The following is a 25,722-nucleotide window of genomic DNA, read 5'->3' as shown; positions in this document are numbered from 1 at the left end:
TTAATCACAAAAACAATTAAAAATGGCTTTACAAATCACACAACAAAACGGAACTTTTTTAGTAGATGGACAATTAAATTCGGCTACAACAACATCATTTATGAATCACTTCAAATACATCATTGAACAACAGCAAAATGTAGTATTAAATATTGATGGCGTAACCGAAATAGATTATGATGGCTTAGCAGGAATTAAAACGTTAACAGCAATTGCTCTTAGAAATCATAAAATGTTTTCTGTAATCGGAAATGGTTGCAAAGACATTTACCAAGATTTTAACTGCTCACAAGTTGCTTAATAAGTATTGAGAATTGAGATTTTAGTATTGAGATACTTTCAAACTAAAATATGTTATTAATTTATCTAAAATGTCACATCGAGCGCAGTCGAGATGCAAATGAAACACAAAAACATGATCGCAATCACAAAAAAAATAAAGAGTAACCTTACTACAGCACATATCTTTATGCTAAGTGGAATAGTAGTGAATGGCGGAAACTATGTCTACAATTTACTATTAGGTCGATTTTTAGGACCTGAAAAGTTTGCAGATGCCGCCGTTTTGGTTACTTTTTTATTGGTATTATCGTTTGTTGCTATGACATTTCAATTGGTAACGGCTAAATTTTCAGTAGTGTTTGAAGCGAGTATTTTCAAAGCTTTTGCTACAAACATGTACAAAAAATCTATCATTACAGGAATCATTTTAGGAATCTTGATTGTCCTTTTTGCAAGCGAATTGCAAACATTTTTCAAAACCTCAACTTCAAGTATGTTTGTCGCGTTCGGAGTTGGAATTCCATTGTATTTTATTATGAGTATCAACAGAGGAATTTTTCAAGGGAAACAACAATTAGTGTCACTTTCTGTAACCTATCAAGCCGAAATGGTAAGTAGATTATTGATAACGTTAGCACTATTGTATTTCCTCAAAATTGAATCTTCTCTAATTATTTCTTTGGGAATTTTAGCTTCTTTTCTGTGCGGATTGATTCCTTTTGATTTGAAGAATATTTCATGGAAATCAGTAAACGTACTAAGTAAAACACAACGTACATTGGTTCGTAATTTCTTTATCATTACTGCTTTTTACGAACTCACACAAATCATCATTAACAACAGTGATATTCTATTAGTAAAACACTATTTTGAATCGTATGACGCAGGTTTATATGCTTCATTGGCTCTAATCGGGCGTGTTGTATATTTTGTTGCTTGGATGTTTGTAATGTTATTACTTCCAACTGTGGTAAAACTGCAAAAAGAAGGAAAAGATACGGTTCCTATTTTACTAAAATATGTAGGTTACATTGGAGGAATTGCCGCAACAATTATTATAAGTTGTGTACTCTTCCCAACACAAATTGTATACATTTTATTCGGCGAAAGTTATTTAGAAATTACGCCATTATTATGGAAATATGCGTTGGCAACTGGAATCTTCGCCATCTCAAATATCTTTGCCTATTACTATTTATCCTTAGACAAATACATTCCTGTAGTGCTTTCTGGTAGCTGCGGAATGCTTCAAGTTGTATTGGTCGTTTTCTTTCATGAAAGCTTGGCACAAGTAGTTCATGTACAAATCATCGCCATGGTTTTATTATTGCTTGTACAGTTGACTTTTTTCTTCTTTGAAAATAAAAATAGATCGCTTCGCTTTTAGACGCTTTTTATCGTGTTAAATTCTAAATGTTGAATTTTAAATTGTTTTCGCTCTCTTGTGTGATATTCTATTTCGACTTCGCTCAGTAATAAACTATTGTATTATAAAACCGTCAGATCGAGTGATTTTCGATAGAAAATTGTATCGAGATCTACTTTGAAAATTCATGGATTCCTGCCTCCGCAGGAATGACATCAGAAAAAACCCTGAATCCTGATTCTAAAAATCTTTAATCTCCAAAAAAACCAAATCTAAACACTCTTTCCTTTCACCGAAACCTAATTGCATTTCAACACAACTCGTCTATTTTTCACAGGTTTAAAATGCAAATTTGTACTATAATTAAAAACAAGCACATCATGAAACTAGCAATTGTAACAGCATATCCACCAAGTAAAGTAACCTTAAACGAATACGCATATCACTTAGTAAAGAGCTTTCGCCAGAAGGAAAACATTACGGAAATCATTTTGTTAACAGATGCAACACCAGAAGCAAAAGATTTGAACTTCTCAGAAAACGGTTGTAAAATTACAGTAAAAGAATGCTGGAAATTTAACAGTTACAAAAACATCTTTTCAGTCACCAAAACAATCAATCAGACAAAACCTGATGCGGTTTTATTCAACTTGCAATTCATGAAATTTGGCGACAAAAAAATTGCGGCCGCTTTAGGTTTGATGCTTCCTTGGATTTGTTCCCTAAAAAACATTCCAAACATTGTGTTATTGCACAATATCTTAGAAGAAGTTGATTTAGGAAGTGCCGGATTCACCTCAAATAAAATCTTACAAAAAGCATATAATTTCATCGGAACAAGCTTAACAAAATTATTGTTAAAAGCAGACACAGTTGCAGTAACCATGCAAAAATATGTAGCTGTATTACAAGAAAAATATGTAGCCGATAATGTAAAAATGATTCCGCACGGAACGTTTGAAATTCCAGAGAATCCAACTTACAAATTACCGAAAGGACCATTAAAAATAATGACATTTGGAAAGTTTGGAACATATAAAAAAGTAGAAGCTATGATTGAAGCTGTGGAAAAAGTTCGCAAAACTTCAGGTTTAGATTTAGAAATTGTCATTGCAGGAACCGATAACCCTAATGTGCCAGGCTATTTGGCTAACGTACAAGAACAATACAAGCACGTTTCACAATTGACATTTACAGGGTATGTGGAAGAAGCTGATGTCGCACCATTATTCCAAGAAAGTGCGGTTGTAGTATTTCCGTATACGTCTACAACGGGAAGTTCGGGCGTTTTGCACCAAGCGGGAAGTTACGGAAAAGCAGTTGTGATGCCAGATTTAGGCGATTTAGCGTTGCTTGTTAAAGATGAAGGTTACAGAGGTGAATTTTTCGAACCTACAAGTGTAAACAGTTTAGCAAATGCCATTGAAGCAATTGTAACAAACGAAACGTATAGAATTTCGCTCGGAAACGCCAATTACAAAGCTGCTACTGCATTTCCTATGGAACGCATTACGGATATGTATTTGCAGGAATTTGAAGCGATTATTGAAGGAAAGCTTTTAAATTGCTCTGCTGTTAGCTGTTAGACTTGTTCTTTTTTATTCTAAATGTTAGATGTTGAATTTTAAATTGTTTTCTCACTCTTATCTGATACTGTACTTCGACAAGTTCTGTACACAGTTTAGTACGACGAAGGTTTATTAATCATCCTGATAGTTAAATCGAATCGTCTTTGTCATTCCGCACTTGATGCGAAATCCACTTTGAAGTACTATGGATTCCTGCCTTCGCAGGAATGACAACAGAAAATCAAAATCACTTCTGCAACGTAATCACCAATTTATGTTGCTGTTGTTCAATCACAACCTTATATCCCGATTTGAAACTTAATCTCTGGTACAATCGTATTGTTATTCCAAGCTCTTAACTGAAACTTGTTGTGTATTTTTAAAATTCTATGCTTCTTCATATTTTTGTCGTATAATTAGTTGACATTTGTTTTTGTGAATAAAGAAGAATTAAAAAAGAAAATTGGTCAACGTATTGTTGAATTACGAAGTCAGAAAGGTTGGAATCAATCTGATTTGGCGCGCGCTTGTAATAAAGACAGACAAGCGATTGAAAAACTAGAGAATGGAAAAGTGAACCCAACTATTTATTCCTTGTTAGAAATTGCCAATGCTTTGGAAGTTTCTTTGAAGGAGTTGGTGGATTTTAATGCTTTTTAAGGATTTCAATTAATTTATCATTAATATAAATTTTTTCTCTACCTATTTTCTTAGAAGTTACAATTCCTATTTTCTCTAACTTATTTAAATATCTCGATGCTGCTTTTCTTTCAACATTTAGTTTTTTCACTACGTATTCAATTTTTGAATATGGTTGCTCAAATAGTAATTCAATAAGTTCTTTTTTGTATGTTTTCGGTAATTTTATTTGTACTATTCTTATAGTTTCAAAAAGTAATTCATTAATAGTACTTATTTTGTTTATCGTCCTATTCGCCGTTACCTCAATTGCTTTTAGGATATATAAAATATATTCTTCCCATTCATCCGTTTTGTTTACCTTATTTAGAAGTCGGTAATAATCAGTTTTATTTTCGTTGATGTACGAACTTAAATATAAAATTGGGATATCTAGAAGATCATTAATTATCAAATACAAAATATTAAGTATGCGGCCTGTTCGTCCATTTCCGTCATAGAAAGGATGAATGCTTTCAAATTGATAATGCAATATTGCTAAATTTATTAATGGAGGGAAATCTTCTTGTTTCAAATTAAAATATTCCAAGAAATTACCTAATAAATCTAATATTTGTTCTTTGTCTTGTGGAGGCATGTATACTACTTCGCCAGTTTTATCATTCTTTAAAACAGTTCCTGGAATATTTCTAATTCCTGCATTGTTTTCAATAATTGTTTTCTGTAAAAATTCAATATCCTTTAATCTCAAAAAACCTTGTTTACTTAATAAAGTATATCCTAAAAAAATTGCTTTTCTATAATTTATAACTTCTTTTACTTCTGGTACTTGTTTTTCAGTAGTTGTTAATGCTTTATATAATTCGTCTTGTGTAGTAATTATATTTTCAATTTCAGAACTATCTTTTGCTTCTTGAAGCACAACAGCATTTATAAGCATTTCTTGATTAGGTATCGTTTGGGCAATTCCTTTTAATTCTCCTAAAGATTTTGATGATTTACTTAATTGCCTAAAAATTTTTAACGTCTCTACTTTCTCGCTTTTTGGTGGTAACTTATCAAGGCTTTTTACTTGGTGCATTTTGTCTCGTATCTGCGTTATATGTACCAAAAATACAAAATAAAGTACATGTTTTTTTGTTATGAGACTTTTTATTACATAAATTAGTAGTTTTTGAAAGTATAAATATCACTCCATCAAAATCTCAAAAGCCTTCTTCCGCTTCCCATCTTTATCAATGATCCCAAACTTTTTCTGTGGATTCGTTCGCCAAGGACGATTCCCAACAACCGAACTCGGAATGTCTTCAAAATCATACAATGTCCAAGCCAAATACGAAATATTTTGCACTTTCAGCACTTGCTGCATTTCTTTGTAATACGTTGCTTGCTTCTTTTCTGATCCCGCAAAAGGTTTCCAAAATCCGCCATACGACGAAAGTCCATATTCACCTAAAACGATTTGTTTGTTGGGAACTTTTGCTTTTAAATCTATATACGATTGCTCAAAATTAGCTTTATCTTCGTAGTAATGAAAAGACACAAAATCGAGCTTATCTTGTAGCAAATGTGCGCTTTCCGTGTTGGACCAACCAATAGTTATCAAATGTTTGTCGTCAATTGATTTTACAAGCGTAATCATACTTTCTAACCAAGCCAAAACGTTTTGTTTTCCACGTGATTCAAAGTCTAAATTTGGTTCGTTTTTAATATCCCAAGCCAAAATTGCATCATGGTTTTTAAATCTAGAAACAATCGTTTCTGCATGTCGTTGCGTCAAGGTCCAATCTAATACATCATAGTTTCCGTAGAAATCGAAAAGTGTCAATACAACCTTGAGTTTTTTGGTTTCGGCAACATCTAAAACTTGTTGTAGTTTTTCAAGTTTATCTTGGTTTACATTCGCTTTGCCAAAATCTTCATACTGCACAAAAATTCGAATGGTATTTAAACCAGCATTTTTCATAATATCAAAGTCATTTTTGATAATTTCCATATCAAACTGATCACCAAACATGTCCCAAGGCGTTGCTTGCGGATAGTAATTAATTCCTTTTATATTTAGATTTGAAACTGTTTTCGTTGCTGGAGTTTTATCTTGCGCTTTTACGCTTTCTTTCACCAAATGACGTACGCGCCAAAAACCGTCTTCCAGTAATAAAATAGCTTTATAATTGGCAGTTTCCGTCGTTTCCATCACAAACTTCCCATCTTTATAGACTTGTTTGTATTCCACTACATTTTCATCTTTCAACACAATAAGTTGTCCGTCTTCACTAAAAAATTCAATATTCGGTTCGTGTGAAAGTGTTGTTGCGTCTACAGAAATCTGTTGTTTTTTATTGTCTTCTATAAAAGCAAAAATATTTTTACGCGCGTTATCCGTATAAAAATCATCAATTCCTGTTGTCGAGTTGGTTTTGTACGCCATATTTTTAACATACCAAGCGTCTAGGTAATCGTTTTCAATTTTTGCGAGTGTTTGCGCATCTAGCTTTCTACCTTCATTTCCGTCATCTGTCCAAACCATTTTTGGAAGATATACTTCCGCTTTTTTAACTTCCGTATGCAACATTTTGCTTCTGTCTGCGCCCGTATTTAGGTAACTAAACGAGCTACTAATTAAGAAAATCAGCATAGAAATGATGAATATATATGAAAACACTAAGAGTCCACGCATGATGTTTTTGTCTGCTTTTACCATAGTTTCTTCTTTTTAATTGTTTTTGTAATTCCTGCGGTTAAGATTTCTAGATCGTAATTTCCGTTGCTAAAAATGTTTGGATTCAATTCAAAATTTACAAAACCATCACGCGATTCTTTTAGATAGGTTTTGATCATTTTTCCATTTTGAGAAACGATCAATTTCACTTGCAAACCATCAGGAATGAGTTGATTCATAAAGCTTTTTAACGGACCAACTTCAATGTTTCTGTTGTTTTTTGAGAATGTAATCGTAAAGTCTTCAATCACTTTTTTATACGTGAGCAAAATTGTGTTACTCTCCGAAATTCCAGTTACAAACGCTTTTACGCTCCAGGTTTCTGCATGATCAGGATGCATCATTTTTGCAGTGGCAACACCATCAATAGTCGTTCCTGCAGTTTTTAAAATGTTTCCATCAGTATTTGTGATGAAGAATTCTACATAACTTCCATCGCTGACCACATTATTGTGTTCATCTTTTAAAACCGAAGTCGTAAACGTCGTGATTTGGTTTCCATCTGCGTATTCGTGTGATCGTTTGGCAAAAATTTCAAAATCTGTAGAAATGGCAGGCAAAACGTTTACTGTATATTCTTTAGAATTCAAGCCTAAACATTCGGTTGCTAATAACATTCTTCCACTTTCTGTTGGCGAATATATATTTTGATATGCGATTAGATTTTTCGTCAGAATCGTTTCTTCTTTTTCATCTGACAAAAACTGACGTTGTAAATTCACTTGTGTAGTTGACTTTACAGGATTGTCTAAAGCATCTGTTGGAATCACCACTAACATCGTATAATCTTTGTTTCCAGCCGCAATACTTGGCGGACCAACATAAGTTTCCATAGCAACTGGTATTGCTTGCGAAACAATAGTAAATGTTCCTGAAAGTGAATTGTTAGTGCTTAAAAGCTTCCAGTTGACAATTCCGATTTTGTTACTAATTTGTGTTGGAATCGTATACTGCAATTGATTATTTTCCGCTTTTGGAGAAACCAACGTGGTTCCGTAACTATTGGCGCAATACAACATAATGGAAGCATCTTGCGTTCCCGAAAATGTCAATACAATGGTTTCACCAGCCGTAAATTCGCGTTCGGAAGTTTCTAGCTGAATTGTTTCGGTTGTGCTCGTACTGAATCCGTTCGCGCTTGACGCAAAAAAGAAAAAGCAATATAAAAGGTATTTAAAGTTCATCATTTTGGGTTTCCGATATACGCGTTCATTTCAATTTTCACATAACTGTATATTGGATGCGAAATTTTTTGTAACACGTTGATTTGTTTTCTGTTTGATAGTATTTTGGCAGAAATGTCTTCGTTTGGCAAACCGTTTACATAACAGTTTTCCATGTTTGTACTAATGATTTTTATCGTGTCATTTCCTGCAATTTCATAACGAAACGGTTGTTTCCGTTGTTGACGAATTCCTTTGTCTGAAAACTGATGATCAACCCACAAAAGTTGTTTGTTTTCATCATAATATGTGATTAATAATTGCGGAACCGTAATTTCTTGCAATCCACTATTAAATAAGTTTCCGTCGATTGTTTTTGGGTTAATATTTAAATCGCTCAGTACGATGTTTTTGTACAAATCGGAACCTGAAACATTTCCTGCGGCTTGCAAGTTGAATTTTGTTGGCGTATCAGTTAATTCCACAGGCGTAAATTCGTCTGGATTGAAGGTTTCTGGAATGGAATCTTGTGTTTTGGACCACGCAATTCCTTCAAAGTTTATTCGGAACGATGTCACTTCTTTCGGCATCAATTTATGCTTCATGTGGTATTTTGCGTTGTAGGTTGCCAATTCTACATTTTCGTCGTTGTACAACGTTCCTTTTAGCACCACATCAGCTGGCACATTGTCTATGTTTTGCACTTCGCCTACAATGGCGTAATGTCCGTTATGTTTGACTAATTTTGCCGAAATAATTTCTAAAACAGGTTGTTTCAATACATCTTCATGATAGGTTTGTTCGGTAGTAATGCGTCGTCTTCCATGATTGAAATAGGCAGTTTTATTATTTGAGAACAATTGATCTGGAGGCAAATCGGCTTCTACCATTTCTGCTTCTAAAAACCACTTTCCATCACGTTTTATAACCGTTTTATAAGCTGTTTTTTCAATTTTCTCTAATGGTGTAATCCACTTTGTGCTAACTTTTAGCGTTGCCAAACTATCCGTTTTCGTTTTAATTTCAGTTTCTATCGCGTCTAGTTTTGCGTACGAACTTAACAATCCATCTGTAGACGAAATTTCTAACATGTATTGTGCAATTGTTAGTTTATTTTCTGGATTGATAAAACTGTGTGCGGTTTCAAACTGTTTGAAATCTAAAGCATCGTAATAGGCTTTTACTACATTTTCAGGCGAACGTTGCGCATCATTTTTGATATAGAATTGATAGGTTCCAAACGCTAGAATTCCAATTAAAATTAGTGCCCAAATATGACTCACTTTTACAATGTTGCTAGAAAATTTTGTATAGCTTTTATTGAATTGTAAATAGGCTTCTGAATCATTTCGCTTTCGCTGAATATACCTCAGAAATATGGGTTGAATATTTAATACAAACGCTAAGATTACTGTGAGAAACGGAATGATTCCCCACAACAATTTTTGCCAGGTTGAAATGGCATCTTTCGGCAAAATGGAAGAAAGTGGCGGAACATTCAACTTTTCCCAAACCATAATTCCGTTTTCTAATTGTGGCAACCGTTGCCAACCGCAGAAATAGAGAATTGGATCGTAGAATTTATCATTTGAAAAGATATATTTTAGATTGTATTTTTCGGGAGTTGTTAAGAATTGTTGTAACGAACCAATTCCGGCAACGCCTTTAAATTTTGAGTTTTCCAAACGTTCTATTGGTCGTGTGGTGAGTTCTGGCAAACGTCGTGCAGAATGATAGTTTCCGTCAACCGTCAGTGCGTTTGTTTGTGCCGATAACCAAGCCATTTGATCGCCAAAACCAAGCGTTAAATATCGCCATTGATCGTGATCATCTTGGTTTAAGAAATTCACAATGGGTAACATGTTTATTTTTTGCGGTTGCGAAGGTCTGAAATAACCCAAACTCATTGTAAAAATCGTCATGAAGACAAATAACGTTGCCAATCCGCCACCTATAATTCTATGGTATACAGCGCCAAATTTTTCTTGTAAAAATGTTTTTAAATCGCCTTCCACAAAACGATAACCAAATTCACCAAAAAGCGGTAACGACATGATAGAAGCCCACAAGGTAAATCTGTCTAATGTTAAGATATTGAAAGCGGTTTCGCCCAATAACATTCTCGGAATTGGCGTTGTTCCGCCAGTTCCTAACACAAATAATAGTGTAATTGATAGACCAAAAAACAGGTAACGTTTGCTGTAGTATCTATAGAAAATGTATGGTAATAAGAAGAGTAATATTCCCCAAGGAATTAAAAAGAAAACCAATCCTGAAGAAGTGATTTCTAAGAAGTGATCGCGTGAACCATGCGGAATTGGCACTTGCGTGATTGGATTGTTTTTGGAGTTGATCCAGTATGGTAAAATGCATCCGACAATGATGACTAATGACAACATTCCGAAACTCACAATGCGTTTGAAAAGCTTCCAAAAGTTTCTCCAAAATACGAGCAATGTAACTTCTTTCATTGTGTTTACACGTTCGCGAGAAGCATCCATAATGACCATTCCGATTAATGGAAATATGAAAAAGATCATTCCGAAAATTGGCGTTACATGATGTGAGGTTACCGTCACTGCAATCAGCGAAAGCGATGTTAGTAAGTATTTGTATTTGCCAGTTTTTAGCCAGAGATAAATCTCCGGAAGGGCATGCATTAATACTGAAATTCCAACAATACTTGGCAATTGCCCAAAGATGTGTAAAGTTTCTACAAACGAAGATGAAAATACCGCCAAAATAGCCGCATATCCTGCAACTCTTTTGTTTCCTGTCATTAATAAAGAGAATCGATATACGCCTGTAATGAATAGTATGACTCCAATAATTGCAACCGTAAACATTCCAAATTTTAAGCCGCCAATAAGTGATAACGCACCTATAGATTGATGTACTAATGGCGGATAACTCATTACGGTAAAACCTGTGTACCATTTGTAGTTCCAAGGTTCAAACCAACTGTTTGCATAATGATCGGCAAAGAACAAATGGATTAGTGCATCGTACGTAGTTTCGAGTGTGAAAAAGATAGCTGTACCGTGAAACACAACTCCGAGAAGTAGTGCCAATAGTAATAGTTTGTTTGTGGTCTCTTTCATGAGAGTCTATCCTTTTTATTATAATTAAAAACCGTTGCTAGAAATATAGTCATTTACTTACAGACTCTATAATTCGTAAAAAAGCTTTTTTCGATGAAATAAAGATAAACGGTGTAATTTTTAATTGGACTAAAGCAAATTGCATTTCGTCTAAAGATAGTTCCGTTTAAGGTGTTTCTGTCAAAATTCTCAGCGAATCCAACCTACTTTTGACCTGTAAGTCATTCGAAAAACAATATAAATACGAACGAATGTTACTCAAATAATACGAATCTAATTAAATACATACACGATGAAAATTTTAGCTATTGACGACCAAAAATTAGTTTTGATTCCTTTAGAAAGTAGATTAACCGAATTAGGATATGAAGTAATCACAGAAACAAACGCAATGAAAGGAATGGAATTGTACAATACGTTTCAACCAGATTTAGTAATTGTTGATATGAATATGCCAGCCGTTTCTGGAATGGATATCGTAAAACATATTCGAAAAGACAAAAAAGATAACACACCAGTAATGGTTTTATCGGGAAATACAGATGATGAAATGATTACTGAAGGTTTTGATTTAGGTATTAACGATTATATGAAAAAACCGTTGAGTTTAAACGAAGTTTGTGCTCGTGTGAAACGATTGATTGGTGTTCCAAAAACGGAAACTGTTGCCAATACAAATACCGTAATGATTCAACAACGATGTGTTGGTGTGGTGATTCCTTGTTATAACGAAGCAGCACGTTTATTGAGTACAGAGTTTACAGATTTTGTAGATCGTAACTCAGGATATCGTTTGTGTTTTGTAAATGATGGAAGTAAAGACGCAACGCTAGAGGTTTTGCACAATTTACAAAAAGGTAGAGAAGATTTTATTGCGGTGTATGATTGTGAGAAAAATGGCGGAAAAGCAGAAGCAGTTCGTTTAGGAATGTTACACATGGCACAGCAAGAAGATTTAGATTATATCGGGTTTTTAGATGCTGATTTGTCTACCGATTTGGCTGATTTTGACGAATTGGTTTCTACGATTGAAAATTCAGATTTTAAAATTGTTAGCGGTTCAAGAATTAGTAGAATGGGCGCAAATATTACGAAAGAATCTGCGCGTAAAATTATCAGTTTGACAATCAATTTGATTATCAGAACTATTTTATCGATGAATTTTAAAGACACACAATGTGGTGCGAAGATTTTTCATAAAGATGTAATTAATCTTTCGTTTGACAAGAAGTTTATCACAAAGTGGTTGTTTGATGTAGAAATCTTCATGCGTATGCGTAGACATTTCGGATTGGATAAAGCGAGAGCAATGATGTGTGAGAAACCTTTAAAACGTTGGATTCACGCAGATGGTTCAAAGTTATCAATGAAAGATTCTATCAAAATTATTGGACAGTTAGGACAAATTGCTTGGTCGTACAGAGGTAAAAAAAAAGTTACAGCTAAAAACAACTCAAATGTAGATCTAGAAATCGCATAAACATAAAAAATAACACGTTTCCCCTAGTTCCCCTAAACCTTAAAATAATTGACACGATGAAGATTGGAATTTTAATAGTATTCCGTAATGATGAAAGCGCAATTGAAGTACAACGTTTTATACAGCTGTTTGTTAAAAAAACAAAATTGAATGTTTGCTTTGTAAACAACGGAAGTACAGATGAAACGCTTGATTTATTGAAAGAAATAAAAGAAGAAACAGCAATTCCAATTTCAATTATTGATGTGAAAAAAGATCGTGGTCATCAAGCCGCAATTAAAGCTGGCGTTCGATATTTGACAAGTAAAAATGACTTACCTTATATTTTGTGTTTGAAAAAGTATACTTCAAAAGATATTAAGGTTCTTGAAAGCGTTTTTCAGATTATACAACAAGAAAAAGGTATTGTGATGAACTTGTTTAAAAAAGCCAAGCGAATGCTCCATAAGAATGTGTTTTCGTTGTATGGGATTTTGGAGAAAGCGAGTTGATATTTGGCTGTTAGGTTTTTGGTCGCTTTGCTTTTTGGTGTTGGGTTTTGAATCTTTTACTCAAATTGATAATACATATTTGCTTAGAAAATAAACATCACTTCGAGTGAATTTGTGTAACAAATTTGTATCGAGAAGTGCTTTGAAAGCACTATTTTTCATCAAGCTTCTTGCTTCTTGACTCAATGAGATGCTGAATCAAGTTCAGCTTGACGTAAAATTATCTAACTATTCAAAAACCTTACCTCAATTCTCACTACTAAAACCTCATCGCTATTTTCCCTTTCCCTCAACCACAATCACAATTTCCCCTTTTGGTGGTTTGTTTTGATAGTATGCTAATACTTCTTTTGCGGTTCCGCGAATGTTTTCTTCGTAGAGTTTTGTGAGTTCACGAGAAACAGAAACTTGTCGGTCTTCGCCGAAATATTCACAAAAGTGTCCCAAGGTTTTGACCAATTTGTGTGACGATTCATAAAAAATCATCGTGCGCGTTTCTTCCGCCAAGATGTTAAATCGTGTTTGTCTTCCCTTTTTTACAGGCAAAAACCCTTCAAAGACAAATTTATCATTTGGCAATCCACTATTCACCAACGCAGGCACAAAAGCCGTTGCGCCAGGCAAACATTCTACAGGAATATTATTTGCTATACAAGCACGTGTCAACAAAAACCCAGGGTCAGAAATTGCAGGCGTTCCAGCATCACTTATTAAAGCAAATGTTTCTCCTGCTTGCATACGTTTTATCAACATTTCTGTTGTTTTATGCTCGTTGTGCATGTGATGACTTTGCATGTGTGTACTAATTTCAAAATGTTTTAATAACTTTCCGCTCGTGCGTGTATCTTCTGCAAGAATCAAATCGACATTTTGTAAAACCGTAACGGCTCTAAAGGTCATATCTTGTAAATTTCCGATTGGTGTAGGAACGATGTAAAGTTTCATTAATGCAAAATTTTAGAAATTGAAATTATCAGTAAATTTCGATTCAAAAGTAACTATTAAAAAAATATAAGTCCTATTTACCCTATCTTTATTGTTATATATACGCAACCTTTTATCATTTTGCGTATCATTTATTATATATGAACCGACTTTTTTACCTATTTTTCTTATTAATATCTGCATCATTATGGAGTCAGACTACTGATTTATCAGTAAGTATTGAAGTCGTTGATTCAAACGGAAGTACAATTCCGAATGTTTTTCTATTTCAAGAATTTAGCTATATAACTACCGTAAGTAATTCAGGAAATACCGTAAGTAATGCTACATTTTCACAGCAATTGCATCCTAACGTAGTATTTGTTTCAGTGCAAAGTATCAATCCATTAGGCGGCGCAGATTTAGCGTCAAATTTGGCTTTTGATACTGGTACAGATACCATTACAGGAATACTTCCCAATATGCCTACAAGTTCTAGCGTACAAATTCAAATTAACGTTAGAGCGCCTATTTCTTTGGGAGGAATTTCTACTACTGCCGAAATTTTTCCACCAACAGGAACAACCGATACAATGCCCGATAGTAATATTGCAATTGTTTCAATGGATGTTACTAATATTCCGATCGATTTTTCAGTAGATTATGAGCAAGTTTCGCCGTCATCTGGAACTGGAATTACCGCTTGGGGCGATCAGGTTACTTTTGAAGTTACAATTACAAATAATAGTACTATTGAATATCCTATTAGCGAATTTAGCTTATCGCAATCCATACAATCAGATGCTATTTTCGGAACGGCACTTGTACAATTGATTTCCGTTTCTTGTATTAACACAACAAATGGAGCCGCTTGCCCACCAAGTTTAGGTGTAACTGTAGGGAATCCGTCAGTAGTGATTCCAACACAGGAAATGTATATTTATGAAAACCCGATTATTTTCCCGTCACAATCAAGCGTAACATTTAGTGTAACGTATGCTTATTTTGAAGGAAATTGTGGAGAAATTCCAGACCTTATTGTTGGAAGAAGTTTTGCTAAAATAGGTTTTGAAGATGCATCACTTCCTGATGTTAGTTCAAATATTGAACTAACCGACTTACTGTTTGCTACAATATGTCCGTGTACAGATGTATCTATTTTTACCATTAAAACAGATCCTCCAGGAAGTGCTATTATTTCAGACTATAATCAAACGGTAACCTATGAAACAACGGTAACTAATCATGGCCCTTTAGATACAACCATTCTTTTTTACTTACAAAATCTGGGATACCCTTGGGAAATTATATCTGTAGAATGTATCAGTGCTACTGGCGGACTTAATTGTGGAGATGTTGTATATGATACAATGACATCACAACAGTTTTGGGAAGTACAAAATTTTATGATTCCGTCTGGAGCACAAATTGTAACCCGAACTGTCGTTCGCTATATTGAACCCATTTGCCCAGTAGATTTTATTGTTCCCTCTCCGTATAGAAGTACAGTTAATATGTTAGAGCATATTGATTGTAATCCTGATGATAATAATGAATTTGGAAATGTTTTTCTTCCTGTTGCAACCGGAACTGACCAATGTGTAGATGCTTTAGATTTTACATTGACCAAAACACAAGTAGATCCTGTATTACCGTTAGGCGGTTCTGAAAGTGAGCCAATTCCTTGGGGAAATATTACCTATCATATTACTGCCACAAATGATAACTTAGTAGCAATTCCACTAACAATTAGTGACTTTTACGGAGCGCCTCCAGTACTACAAACCAATAATGTAACGGCTATTTTGCAATCTGTAAATTGTATTGAAACTACAGGAACAGCTGATTGTATTACTGTAACAAATGCTAATATTGGAGTTGCTTATACTACAGAAGACGATGTTTTTTGGGAAATTACTGCCAGTGAAAATTGGGAGTTACCACCTGAAAGTTCTGTTACGTTTGAAGTTGTCATCAACTGGACACCTGAATGTTCAAGCAATGTTACCAGAGTTACCAATAGTGTTACAAGTACTGTGATAGATTTAGATATTACAAAAGAAGCTGCTGCAAACAGTTATTTAACTCCTTGCGTAGATTTAATTATACAAACATTTCCTTCATCGCCAACAGTACCAATCAATACAAATTTTGAATGGATTGTAGATATTACCAACAGCGTTGTAAGTTCTACAGCAACTGATGCGGCATTTAGTACCATTGTTAATAATGCATTTACAATTACAGGAACACCAACATGTACAGTTACGAACGGAAATGCTACGTGTATTAGCACATTTAATGTAAACGGAAATATCATTGATGGAATCATTCCGTTGTTAGATCCAGAAGCAAGAATTCAATTGCGAATTCCTGTAACTGCACCAAATTTTGGAGGTTCATTTAATAATGTAGCCGAAGTACAACCCGATCTTGCAAATAATGGAGAATTTGATCCAAGTACCAACATTTCAATTTCAAGTGTACAAGTAATTTCTCCACAAGTTGAAAAAAGCTTTGCACCTGACGAAATTTTAGAAACGCAAACTTCCTTACTCACATTTACAGTTAGTAACATTCCCGGAAATGCGGCACAATCGGGTATTTCATTTACCGATAATTTACCTAACGGAATTGTCTTAGCAGGCGATCCATATTGGGTAAATAGTAATGGCTGTACTGCTGATTTTGTCGGTTTGATAAATGATGATTTTGTCGGAGTTGCCAATTTGGTATTTCCAAACGGTGTTGCCGAATGTACCTTTGCAGTATTGGTAACTTCTGCTACAAGTGATTTTTACACGAATGAATTTACGAATTTTTCAAACTTAAATAATATTGATGCTACCAACGTTTTTGCTACCTTAAATGTATTACCGCTTCCACCAAGTGCCGATTTGGAAATTTCCTTAACAGCAAACCAAACGGACTATTGTGAAGGTGATGAAATTACATTTACAGTAACTATTACAAACAATGGTCCTGATGATGCAGCTAATAGTTCTATTGAACACTTTTTAAATCCTGTAGGCTTTAGTTATATTTCTGATAATTCAGGCGGAACATACACAAACGCTACTGGAATTTGGGAACTTTCAAACATTTCTATTCCAGCTACAGCTGGAAACAACACATTTTCTGCAGAAGTTGTCGCCACTATTTTAAATGTAGATGCTATTGTGACAAATCAGTATGAAAATACTGCCGAAATTACAGCTACAAACTTACCCGATTTAGATAGTGATGTTGCTACAAGTTTTGATAGTGACGATTTAAATGACGGATTTACCGATGATGATGAAACAACATTGTCAATCAGCGTTTTTGAAATTCATAATGATGTCGATGTAACCATTGATGATGTCGAAATTTGTAACGGAAATGCAACAACATTAATCATCAACAATCCAAACGATTTGTATACGTACAATTGGTACGAACCTTCAAATCCTGATCAAATTATCTTTACAGGAACTTCTTTTGAAACCCCAATTCTTACTACAAATACTTCGTATGAAATTGAAGTCATTAACGAAAATAATTGCCCTGGAATTAGCAGAGCACTTGTGAATATAACTATCGTAAATTGTGTCGATTTAAGCATCGAAAAAACAGTTGATACACCAATGCCTTCTATTGGAGAAACGATTGCATTTACAATTACGATTACAAATAACAGTACAGATGATGCAACGAATATTGTTATAGAAGAATTGCTTCCAAGTGGTTACGAATATGTTTCACATATAACAACTACAGGTTTGTATGATGCTACCACACAATTATGGACAATTGCGACGCTTCCTGCGGGAAATTCGGCTACATTGACGGTAACGGTCACAGTTACCGATATTGACGATTATACAAATATTGTTCAAATTATCAGTCAAGCTGAAATTGACTTAGACATCACAAATAACAGTGCGGAAGCACTTACATTACCTGATTGTTTAGAAATTCCGAGTGGTTTTTCTCCAAATGATGACAACGTGAATGATGTTTGGGAAATTGCTTGTTTGGATCACTTCTCAGACAATGAACTGATCATTTTCAATCGCTGGGGAACTATTATTTACAAAACCCGAAACTACGCAAACGACTGGAATGGAACAGCAAACCAAGGAGCAGTTATCTTCAAGAAAAACCAACAATTACCAGCAGGAACCTATTTTTACATTCTAAAATTACAAGGAAATACCACTGAAAAAACAGGTTGGGTATATATTAATTATTAGATTTTGAGAACATAGAATATAGGCACTTCAACTTTGCTCAGTGTAAAAAAAGTTCTACATGACGGATAGAATAAATATATACACAAAAAGTAAAAGTGACCATCTTCAGAAACAATGAGTGAAAAGCGGAATTGCAAAGCGTAGCTTCAAGCATGCAGCGCATAAACGAATGTTGCATAGCAATTTCCTATAGATTGTCTTGACTTTTTTGGTTCGTTTTTGTGTCAAGACAAAAATGAACGTTGCCAATATAGTTATTGTATAATAAGACGCTGAATGGATACTGAACTTGATTCAGCATCTATTCATGTGAAACTGAATCAAGTTCAGTATTCGCATAACGTTAATTATGCAAACTTTCGTTCAATAATCTCCATAAAACGTGTTTCGTACTCTTCTTTTCCGTCCCAATTGTTATAATCAGGCTTAATCATATTATAAATAAAGTCCTTTGCTTCCGCTTCAGATGCTGTCGTATTTAACTGTGAAATTACTCTATTATAATCTTCTTGATTATCACCAAATAAGTGTTTAGTAAACGCAATACGATCATTCAATCCAATAGAAATTCCTGTATTCAAACGATCATTTAACGATTTTGGTTTCTCTTCACTTTTTACCGTTTCTACTTTTTTGGCAACAACCTCAACTTTTGGAGCAACGGCTTCAACCACTACTTCTTTTGCAATCTCTTTTGCTACTTCTTCACTCTTTACAAAAGTTGGTTGTGGCAACACATCTGCTAAAATATCTTCGAGTGTTTCTTGCTCTTTATCTTCAGGCATTTCGGCAACCATATTTTTAATAGTTTCCATTAAAGGTTCTATCAATTCATCTTGCTCAGGATCTTCAGCAACCAAATGATGACGAATAATGTCATCTTCTGCTGCATTCTTTTCTACCTTATCATGATTGTATACATTTTCCAACGTTTGGAAAAAAGAAGAATCAGCATAATCTGGTACTGAATCTTTAAATTGTTCTTCAAAAAATAGCATTACTGACAATTTTTCAAAAACTTCTTTCGCTTCTTTATGTAAAGCAACTACATCTTCTTTTCCCTTTAACTTTAGGATTCGATGTGCGATACTTATTAAATCTCCTTCTAATTTTTTCTTCATAACTTTTTAAACTAAATGTCGTTGTATAACCTTTGGTTTTTTAGTAAATTTGTTCCACCTTTACAAAAACGAGTATAAATTCGTTTTCGACTTGAAAATTACAAAATGTTTCTCGAAAATACAGTAAATCATAAAGAACAATTTGGTTGGATTGAAGTTATTTGTGGTTCAATGTTCTCTGGAAAAACCGAAGAATTGATCCGCAGACTCAAAAGAGCTCAATTTGCAAAGCAGAAAGTAGAAATTTTTAAACCTGCCGTCGACATTCGATATGATGATGAAAAAGTAGTATCGCATGATGCGAATGAAATCCGCTCTACACCAGTTCCCGCCGCCGCAAACATTCGCTTACTTGCCGATAATTGTGATGTTGTCGGAATAGATGAAGCCCAATTTTTTGATGACGGAATTATTGCCGTATGTAATGATCTTGCCAATAAAGGAATCCGCGTTATTGTTGCTGGACTTGATATGGACTTTAAAGGAAATCCTTTTGGACCCATGCCAGCACTAATGGCAACTGCCGAATATGTGACCAAAGTACATGCTGTATGTACACGTACAGGAAACTTAGCACAATATAGTTTCAGAAAATCTAAAAGCGACGATCTTGTGTTGCTTGGAGAAACTGACGAATACGAACCACTGAGTCGCGCTGCTTACTACAAAGCAATGCTTAAAGAATCTGTGAAAGAGATTGAAGTTGATAATGCTCATGAAATCATTCCCAATGAACAATCAGACAATTAACTACCATAATGTTACACATTCAAGAATCTGTCCTAGAAATTAATTTTAAGGCGTTAGCACACAACTACAAGTTTATAAAATCCATCACAAAAACTGGAACTAAAATTTTAGCCGTCGTCAAAGCATTCGGATACGGAAGCGATGCTATTGAAGTTGCCAAATACCTCCAAGATGAACTTGATGTCGATTATTTTGCCGTTGCATACATCCGAGAAGGTGCGTACTTAAGAGCTGGCGGAATTACCAAACCAATTTTAGTATTGCATCCGCAAGTTGTAAACCTAAAACATGCCATTGCCTACAATTTGGAACCGAGTCTATATAACGATCGGATATTTACCGCTTTCGCGAAAGAAACCGCAAAACAAGGAAAAAAAGAATACCCTGTTCATATAAAATTCAACACAGGTTTAAATAGACTTGGGTTTTTTGAATCTGATGTAAATCATGTAATACAGAAATTAAAAACACTGAAACAATTAAAAGCGATTTCTTTATTTTCACACATGGCGGCTTCGGAAGATCATACCGAAAAAGAATTTACGACAGCTCAAATAAAAACATTCAAGGAAATTAGCGCCACTTTTGAAAAAGAAATGAAGTACAAACCGATGTTGCATATGGTAAATACTTCTGGGATTTTTAACTATCCAGAGGCACATTTTGATATGGTTCGTACAGGAATTGGTTTATATGGTTTTGGAAACGAAGCAAAATTTGACAAACAACTACAACCTGTAACATCTTTAAAATCAGTTATTTCCCAAGTTCATCGTATTGAAAAAGGAGAAAGCGTTGGCTATAACAGAGCTTTTGTTTCTGATGATTATAAAACCATTGCTACACTTCCTATAGGACATGCGGACGGAATTAGCCGACAATTTGGAAATGGTGTTGGAAGTGTGGTCATTAACGGAAAACTAGCACCAATTATTGGAAATGTTTGTATGGATATGATTATGGTTGACATCACAGGAATTCGTTGCAATGAAGGTGATGAAGTCATTATTTTTGGTGAAGGACAAACCGCTGAAGAACTCGCCGCCAAAATAAACACAATCTCCTATGAATTGCTTACAGCAGTTTCTCAACGAGTAAAACGTGTATTTCTTCGATAAGTATTATATTCTTCATAATAGCAAATGTTAAAGTTGCACTATTTTTCACTAAATTTAGATTCAAATACAAACTAACAATCAAATATTATGTTGAAAGAATTTAAAGAATTTATTATGACAGGTAATGTCATAGAGCTTGCAGTCGCAGTAATTATGGCAGGTGCTATTGGTGGTGTGGTAAAAGGATTTGTAAGCAATATTGTAATGCCTATTGTTGGGTATTTTTCTGGTGGAGCCGATTTTGCCGACAAAAAAATAATTTTGAGTGAAGCTGTAGTTGATGCTACAGGAAAAGTTACCACTCCAGAAAATGCCATCATGTGGGGAAGTTGGATAAACACAATTGTAAATTTAATAATTGTAGGTTTGGTAATGTTTCTTATCATAAAAGCTTATAACAAAACAAAAAAGAAACAAGAAGAAGCGGCGCCAGCACCTCCAGCAGGACCAACACAAGAAGAACTATTAGCAGAAATTAGAGATTTATTGAAAAAGTAAAAAAATTCAAAATACTATATAAAAAGCCACTCTTTACGGAGTGGCTTTTGTGTTATATATAACTTTTTGTGAAAAATTTGATATTTCTAATTTTTTATTGAAACCGCGCTGTAATTATTCCTAATTTTGTTTACCACAAATAAATAAAGTGAAGCATTCAATTATAAAAATGTTTTTATAAATGTTTCATACAGTAGATAAAAAGACACAAAAAACAAACTCATGAAAGTAGCAGTCGTTGGCGCAACAGGAATGGTAGGAACTGTGATGTTAAAAGTATTAGCAGAACAAAAATTTCCTGTCTCCACATTAATTCCAGTAGCTTCTGAAAGATCCATTGGAAAAGAAATCACATATCAAGGAAATGCATATCCTATTGTAAACATGCAAGACGCCATAAATGCCAAACCAGATATTGCATTATTTTCTGCAGGTGGAAATACTTCTTTAGAATGGGCACCAAAATTTGAAGCAGTTGGCACAACAGTCATCGATAATTCTTCTGCATGGCGAATGGATGAAACTAAAAAATTAGTCGTTCCAGAAATTAATGCAAAAGAATTAACAACAACAGACAAAATTATTGCAAATCCTAACTGTTCTACCATTCAAATGGTAGTTGCATTAGCGCCTTTACATGCTACATATAAAATAAAACGTATTGTAGTTTCAACCTATCAATCCATTACAGGAACTGGTGTAAAAGCAGTTCAACAGTTGGAAAGTGAATACGCTGGTGAAAAAGGAGAAATGGCATATCCATATCCAATTCATAAAAATGCATTGCCACATTGTGATGTATTTGAAGAAAATGGATACACAAAAGAAGAAATGAAATTAGTACGCGAAACGCAGAAAATTTTAAATGATAAAACCATTGCAATTACGGCAACAGCTATTCGTATTCCTGTTGTTGGCGGACATTCGGAAAGTGTAAATGTTGAGTTTGAAAATGATTTCGACGTTGCAGAAGTTCGTAAACTATTGCACAAATCTCCAGGGATTATTGTTCAAGATAATCCAGATACAAATGTATATCCGATGCCAATTTATGCAGAAGGAAAAGATGAAGTATTTGTGGGAAGAATTCGCCGTGATGGTTCGCAACCAAACACATTAAATATGTGGATTGTTGCTGATAACTTACGTAAAGGTGCCGCAACAAATGCGGTTCAAATTGCACAACATTTGATAGACCATAATTTAGTCTAACATAAAAATACATTAGTTAGGACACTGAGCGGAGTCGAAGTGTCCTTTTTCTTTTCAATTTACTACAAATCAACATCTTATTACAAAGTAATAAACCTTCCTATTATCGAAATAGTTAGTGATTTTTCGATCTTTTTCATACCTTAAGAGTAACTAACTTAAAAAACCTCATGTATGAATTCGAATTTTACTAAAATTATCCGTTTCGTATTAGGATTAATTCTTATTGTATTCGGCGCCAACAAACTCGTCATGATCATTAATGAAACTGGTTTTATGCCGCAACCTTCATTACCCGAAAATGCAAGTAACTTTATGACTTCTTTAGGCGCAACAGGATATATTTTACCTGTTGTTGGCGCGTTGGAAGTGTATATAGGAATATTGCTCATATTAAAAAAATGGGTGCCTTTTGCGTTAATCTTACTTGCGCCAATTTCTGTAAATATTTTATTATTTCACTTTTTTCTCGATTTATCAGGTGGAATGATTGGTGCTATTATTGTAGCCTTGCTAAACGGAATTTTAATTTACAAACATTGGCCACAATTTAAACCACTATTTTATTGATAAAAAATCTTAGTATTTTGTTAAAACCACTTTCAATTGTATCAAGTGGTTTTTTTTAAAGTAAATTTGAAGTAAACCAGTCCTATTGACACATCAAAAAACTAAAACCATTTCCTAATGAAACAATTGTTAAAAATTAGTTGTCTCGCAGTACTTTTCTTCTCTTGCGAACAAGAACCCAAAAAAACAGAAATTATAGTGACATATCCTGAAACGCAGCAAAAAGAAGTTGTAGATACGTATTTTGATACAGAAATAAAAGATCCATATCGCTGGCTAGAAGACGATACATCCGAAGAAACAGAAGCTTGGGTAAAAGATCAAAACAAAACAACATTTGGATACTTAGACAAAATTCCTTTTCGTGACGCTCTTAAAAAACGGTACACACAATTAATGAATTATGAAAAAATTAGCGCACCAAGAAAAGAAGGTGAGTATAGTTATTTTTACAAAAATGATGGTCTACAAAATCAATATGTGATTTACAGACAAAAAGGAGACGAAGAGTTAGAAGTCTTTTTAGATCCTAATAAATTTTCAGAAGATGGAACTGTATCACTTGGTGGTGGATTGAGTTTTTCAAAGGACAAGAAAACAGTTGCATATCCAATATCAGAAGGTGGAAGCGATTGGCGAAAAGTAATTATCATGGATGTTGCTTCAAAACAAGTAGTTGAAGATACTTTGGTAGATATTAAATTCTCTGGAATTTCTTGGAAAGAAAACGACGGATTTTACTACTCAAGTTACGACAAACCAAAAGGAAGTGAACTTTCTGCAAAGACAGATCAACATAAATTATACTATCACAAACTAGGAACTAAGCAAAATGAAGACATCTTAGTATATGGCGGAACACCTGAAGAAAAGCATCGGTATGTAAGTGGTAGCGTTACGGAAGATGGAAACTATTTATTTATCTATCCTAAAATTTCAACCTCTGGAAATAAAATGTTGATGAAAGATTTATCAAAACCAGATAGCGAAATTATTACCATTATTGATCATGCTAATACAGATTCATTTGTTATAGAAAGTAATGGCTCTAAGCTATACATTATGACAAATATGGACGCACCAAACCAAAAAGTAGTAACGGTTGATGCATCAAATCCTGCTCCAGAAAACTGGGTAGATTTTATTCCTGAAACAGAAAACGTATTAAGTCCAGGTACAGGTTCAGGCTATTTCTTTGCAACTTATATGGTAGATGCCGTTTCTAAAGTATTACAATATGATTACGATGGAAAACTAGTTCGCGAAGTAAAATTACCAGGCGTTGGAACTGCTGGCGGATTTGGTGGAGACAAAGAAGATGAAATATTATACTATTCATTCTCAAACTACAAAACACCAGGAACCACTTATACATACAATCCAAAAGACGGAACGTCTAAAGTGTATAGAAAACCTGGTATTGACTTCAATCCAGATGAATACGAAAGCAAGCAAGTTTTTTATACTTCAAAAGATGGAACAAAAGTTCCTATGATTATTACACACAAAAAAGGAATTAAGTTAGACGGAAAAAACCCTACAATTTTATACGGTTACGGTGGATTCAACATTTCGTTACGACCTTCATTTAGTGTTGCCAATGTTGTTTGGATGGAACAAGGCGGAATTTACGCAGTACCAAACCTTCGTGGTGGTGGAGAATACGGTAAAAAATGGCACAATGCAGGAACAAAAATGCAAAAGCAAAATGTATTTGATGATTTTATCGCTGCTGCAGAATATTTAATTGCTAAAAAATATACATCGAGCGATTTCTTAGCCATTCGTGGTGGCTCAAATGGTGGCTTGTTAGTAGGTGCAACCATGACACAACGTCCAGATTTGATGAAAGTTGCACTACCAGCCGTTGGCGTTTTAGACATGTTACGTTACCACACATTTACTTCGGGCGCAGGTTGGGCATATGATTATGGAACTTCGGAAGACAGTAAAGAAATGTTTGATTACTTAAAAGGATATTCGCCAGTACACAACGTAAAAGAAGGTGTAGCATATCCAGCAACAATGGTAACTACAGGAGATCATGATGATAGAGTTGTACCAGCACACAGTTTCAAATTTGCTGCAGAATTGCAAGCAAAACAATCTGGAAACAATCCTACATTAATTCGTATAGAAACAGATGCAGGACACGGAGCAGGAACGCCAATTTCGAAAACTATTGAACAATATGCTGATATGTATGGTTTTACACTATACAATATGGGCTTCAAAGAATTGCCAAACAAAGCAATCTTAGAAAAATTTAAAGACTAATTAATTTTTAAACGTCATTTCTAGTCAATTTGTGAAACAAATTTGTATCGAGAAATACTTAGAAATCTATTTCTAATAACACACAAACCGCCAAATTGAAATTCAGTTTGGCGGTTTCTTTATAACTGTTTTTATATTCCTGCGAAGGCAGAAATTTAATTCACTTCAAAGATTAAAAGATTGAATAATTAAAAACACTTCTGTA

The 25,722-nt window shown here is 34.3% G+C and carries 19 protein-coding genes; 13 read left to right on the top strand and 6 right to left on the bottom strand.

The window, feature by feature from the left end:
• Positions 1 to 22: 22 nt before the first annotated feature.
• From ACQ654_RS14595 to ACQ654_RS14580, 4 genes are all read left to right on the top strand, one after another.
• Complete coding sequence (locus ACQ654_RS14595; protein ID WP_430411077.1) at positions 23 to 301, top strand: STAS domain-containing protein; 279 nt, start codon at positions 23 to 25, stop codon at positions 299 to 301.
• 114 nt (positions 302 to 415) lie between these two features.
• Entirely contained in the window at positions 416 to 1,669 is a 1,254-nt protein-coding gene (locus tag ACQ654_RS14590) for an oligosaccharide flippase family protein (RefSeq protein ID WP_430411076.1), read from the top strand.
• A gap of 359 nt (positions 1,670 to 2,028) precedes the next feature.
• Complete coding sequence (locus ACQ654_RS14585; protein ID WP_430411075.1) at positions 2,029 to 3,234, top strand: glycosyltransferase; 1,206 nt, start codon at positions 2,029 to 2,031, stop codon at positions 3,232 to 3,234.
• A 417-nt stretch (positions 3,235 to 3,651) separates the two neighbouring features.
• Positions 3,652 to 3,876: a helix-turn-helix domain-containing protein gene (locus tag ACQ654_RS14580; protein WP_430411074.1), complete on the top strand. Its 225-nt coding sequence runs from the start codon at positions 3,652 to 3,654 to the stop codon at positions 3,874 to 3,876.
• Here the strand turns inward: ACQ654_RS14580 and ACQ654_RS14575 are convergent.
• From ACQ654_RS14575 to ACQ654_RS14560, 4 genes are all read right to left on the bottom strand, one after another.
• Positions 3,863 to 4,936, bottom strand: coding sequence for a Fic family protein (locus tag ACQ654_RS14575; RefSeq protein ID WP_430411073.1), 1,074 nt, complete (start codon positions 4,934 to 4,936; stop codon positions 3,863 to 3,865). The two genes, ACQ654_RS14580 and ACQ654_RS14575, sit on opposite strands and share 14 nt — an antisense overlap.
• A gap of 108 nt (positions 4,937 to 5,044) precedes the next feature.
• The gene (locus ACQ654_RS14570) at positions 5,045 to 6,559 is read right to left on the bottom strand and encodes a glycoside hydrolase family 2 TIM barrel-domain containing protein (protein WP_430411072.1); all 1,515 of its coding nucleotides are present in this window, start codon (positions 6,557 to 6,559) and stop codon (positions 5,045 to 5,047) included.
• A complete protein-coding gene (locus ACQ654_RS14565) occupies positions 6,553 to 7,761 on the bottom strand; it encodes a hypothetical protein (RefSeq protein WP_430411071.1) in 1,209 nt (402 codons plus the stop codon). The genes ACQ654_RS14570 and ACQ654_RS14565 overlap by 7 nt, the downstream gene beginning before the upstream one ends.
• A complete protein-coding gene (locus ACQ654_RS14560) occupies positions 7,761 to 10,841 on the bottom strand; it encodes a hypothetical protein (RefSeq protein ID WP_430411070.1) in 3,081 nt (1,026 codons plus the stop codon). Before ACQ654_RS14560 ends, ACQ654_RS14565 begins: the two co-directional genes overlap by 1 nt.
• Before the next feature lie 292 nt (positions 10,842 to 11,133).
• Here ACQ654_RS14560 and ACQ654_RS14555 point away from each other — a divergent pair, with 292 nt between their 5' ends.
• Both ACQ654_RS14555 and ACQ654_RS14550 read left to right on the top strand, forming a co-directional pair.
• Positions 11,134 to 12,321 carry a response regulator gene (locus ACQ654_RS14555; RefSeq protein ID WP_430411069.1) on the top strand — a complete coding sequence of 396 codons (1,188 nt, stop codon included), beginning with the start codon at positions 11,134 to 11,136 and terminating at the stop codon, positions 12,319 to 12,321.
• 56 nt (positions 12,322 to 12,377) lie between these two features.
• Positions 12,378 to 12,812 carry a glycosyltransferase gene (locus ACQ654_RS14550; protein ID WP_430411068.1) on the top strand — a complete coding sequence of 145 codons (435 nt, stop codon included), beginning with the start codon at positions 12,378 to 12,380 and terminating at the stop codon, positions 12,810 to 12,812.
• Between the two features lie 273 nt (positions 12,813 to 13,085).
• Here the strand turns inward: ACQ654_RS14550 and rsmI are convergent, their stop codons facing one another.
• Positions 13,086 to 13,757 (bottom strand): 16S rRNA (cytidine(1402)-2'-O)-methyltransferase, encoded by a 672-nt coding sequence (gene rsmI, locus ACQ654_RS14545; protein ID WP_430411067.1) that lies wholly within the window; start codon positions 13,755 to 13,757, stop codon positions 13,086 to 13,088.
• A 140-nt stretch (positions 13,758 to 13,897) separates the two neighbouring features.
• Between rsmI and ACQ654_RS14540 the strand changes: the two genes are divergently transcribed.
• Complete coding sequence (locus ACQ654_RS14540; RefSeq protein ID WP_430411066.1) at positions 13,898 to 17,971, top strand: gliding motility-associated C-terminal domain-containing protein; 4,074 nt, start codon at positions 13,898 to 13,900, stop codon at positions 17,969 to 17,971.
• A 347-nt stretch (positions 17,972 to 18,318) separates the two neighbouring features.
• On the opposite strand, the gene ACQ654_RS14535 is transcribed toward ACQ654_RS14540, so the two are convergent.
• The gene (locus tag ACQ654_RS14535; protein WP_430411065.1) at positions 18,319 to 19,092 is read right to left on the bottom strand and encodes a hypothetical protein; all 774 of its coding nucleotides are present in this window, start codon (positions 19,090 to 19,092) and stop codon (positions 18,319 to 18,321) included.
• 105 nt (positions 19,093 to 19,197) lie between these two features.
• On the opposite strand from ACQ654_RS14535, the gene ACQ654_RS14530 reads away from it, so the two are divergent.
• The 6 genes from ACQ654_RS14530 (at position 19,198) to ACQ654_RS14505 (ending at position 25,517) form a co-directional block, all read left to right on the top strand.
• Positions 19,198 to 19,842 (top strand): thymidine kinase, encoded by a 645-nt coding sequence (locus ACQ654_RS14530; protein WP_430411064.1) that lies wholly within the window; start codon positions 19,198 to 19,200, stop codon positions 19,840 to 19,842.
• 8 nt (positions 19,843 to 19,850) lie between these two features.
• Positions 19,851 to 20,960, top strand: a complete 1,110-nt coding sequence (alr, locus tag ACQ654_RS14525; protein WP_430411063.1) for an alanine racemase — start codon at positions 19,851 to 19,853, stop codon at positions 20,958 to 20,960.
• 87 nt (positions 20,961 to 21,047) lie between these two features.
• Positions 21,048 to 21,458, top strand: coding sequence for a large conductance mechanosensitive channel protein MscL (mscL, locus tag ACQ654_RS14520; RefSeq protein WP_430411062.1), 411 nt, complete (start codon positions 21,048 to 21,050; stop codon positions 21,456 to 21,458).
• Between the two features lie 222 nt (positions 21,459 to 21,680).
• A complete protein-coding gene (locus ACQ654_RS14515; RefSeq protein ID WP_430411061.1) occupies positions 21,681 to 22,670 on the top strand; it encodes an aspartate-semialdehyde dehydrogenase in 990 nt (329 codons plus the stop codon).
• 174 nt (positions 22,671 to 22,844) lie between these two features.
• A complete protein-coding gene (locus tag ACQ654_RS14510; RefSeq protein WP_430411060.1) occupies positions 22,845 to 23,240 on the top strand; it encodes a DoxX family membrane protein in 396 nt (131 codons plus the stop codon).
• Between the two features lie 117 nt (positions 23,241 to 23,357).
• A complete protein-coding gene (locus tag ACQ654_RS14505) occupies positions 23,358 to 25,517 on the top strand; it encodes a prolyl oligopeptidase family serine peptidase (protein ID WP_430411059.1) in 2,160 nt (719 codons plus the stop codon).
• The last annotated feature ends 205 nt before the right edge of the window (positions 25,518 to 25,722 follow it).

The sequence above is a fragment of the Kordia sp. genome (genome assembly GCF_965283645.1).
Classification (GTDB): domain Bacteria; phylum Bacteroidota; class Bacteroidia; order Flavobacteriales; family Flavobacteriaceae; genus Kordia.
This window is presented reverse-complemented; position numbering and strand designations above follow the sequence as displayed.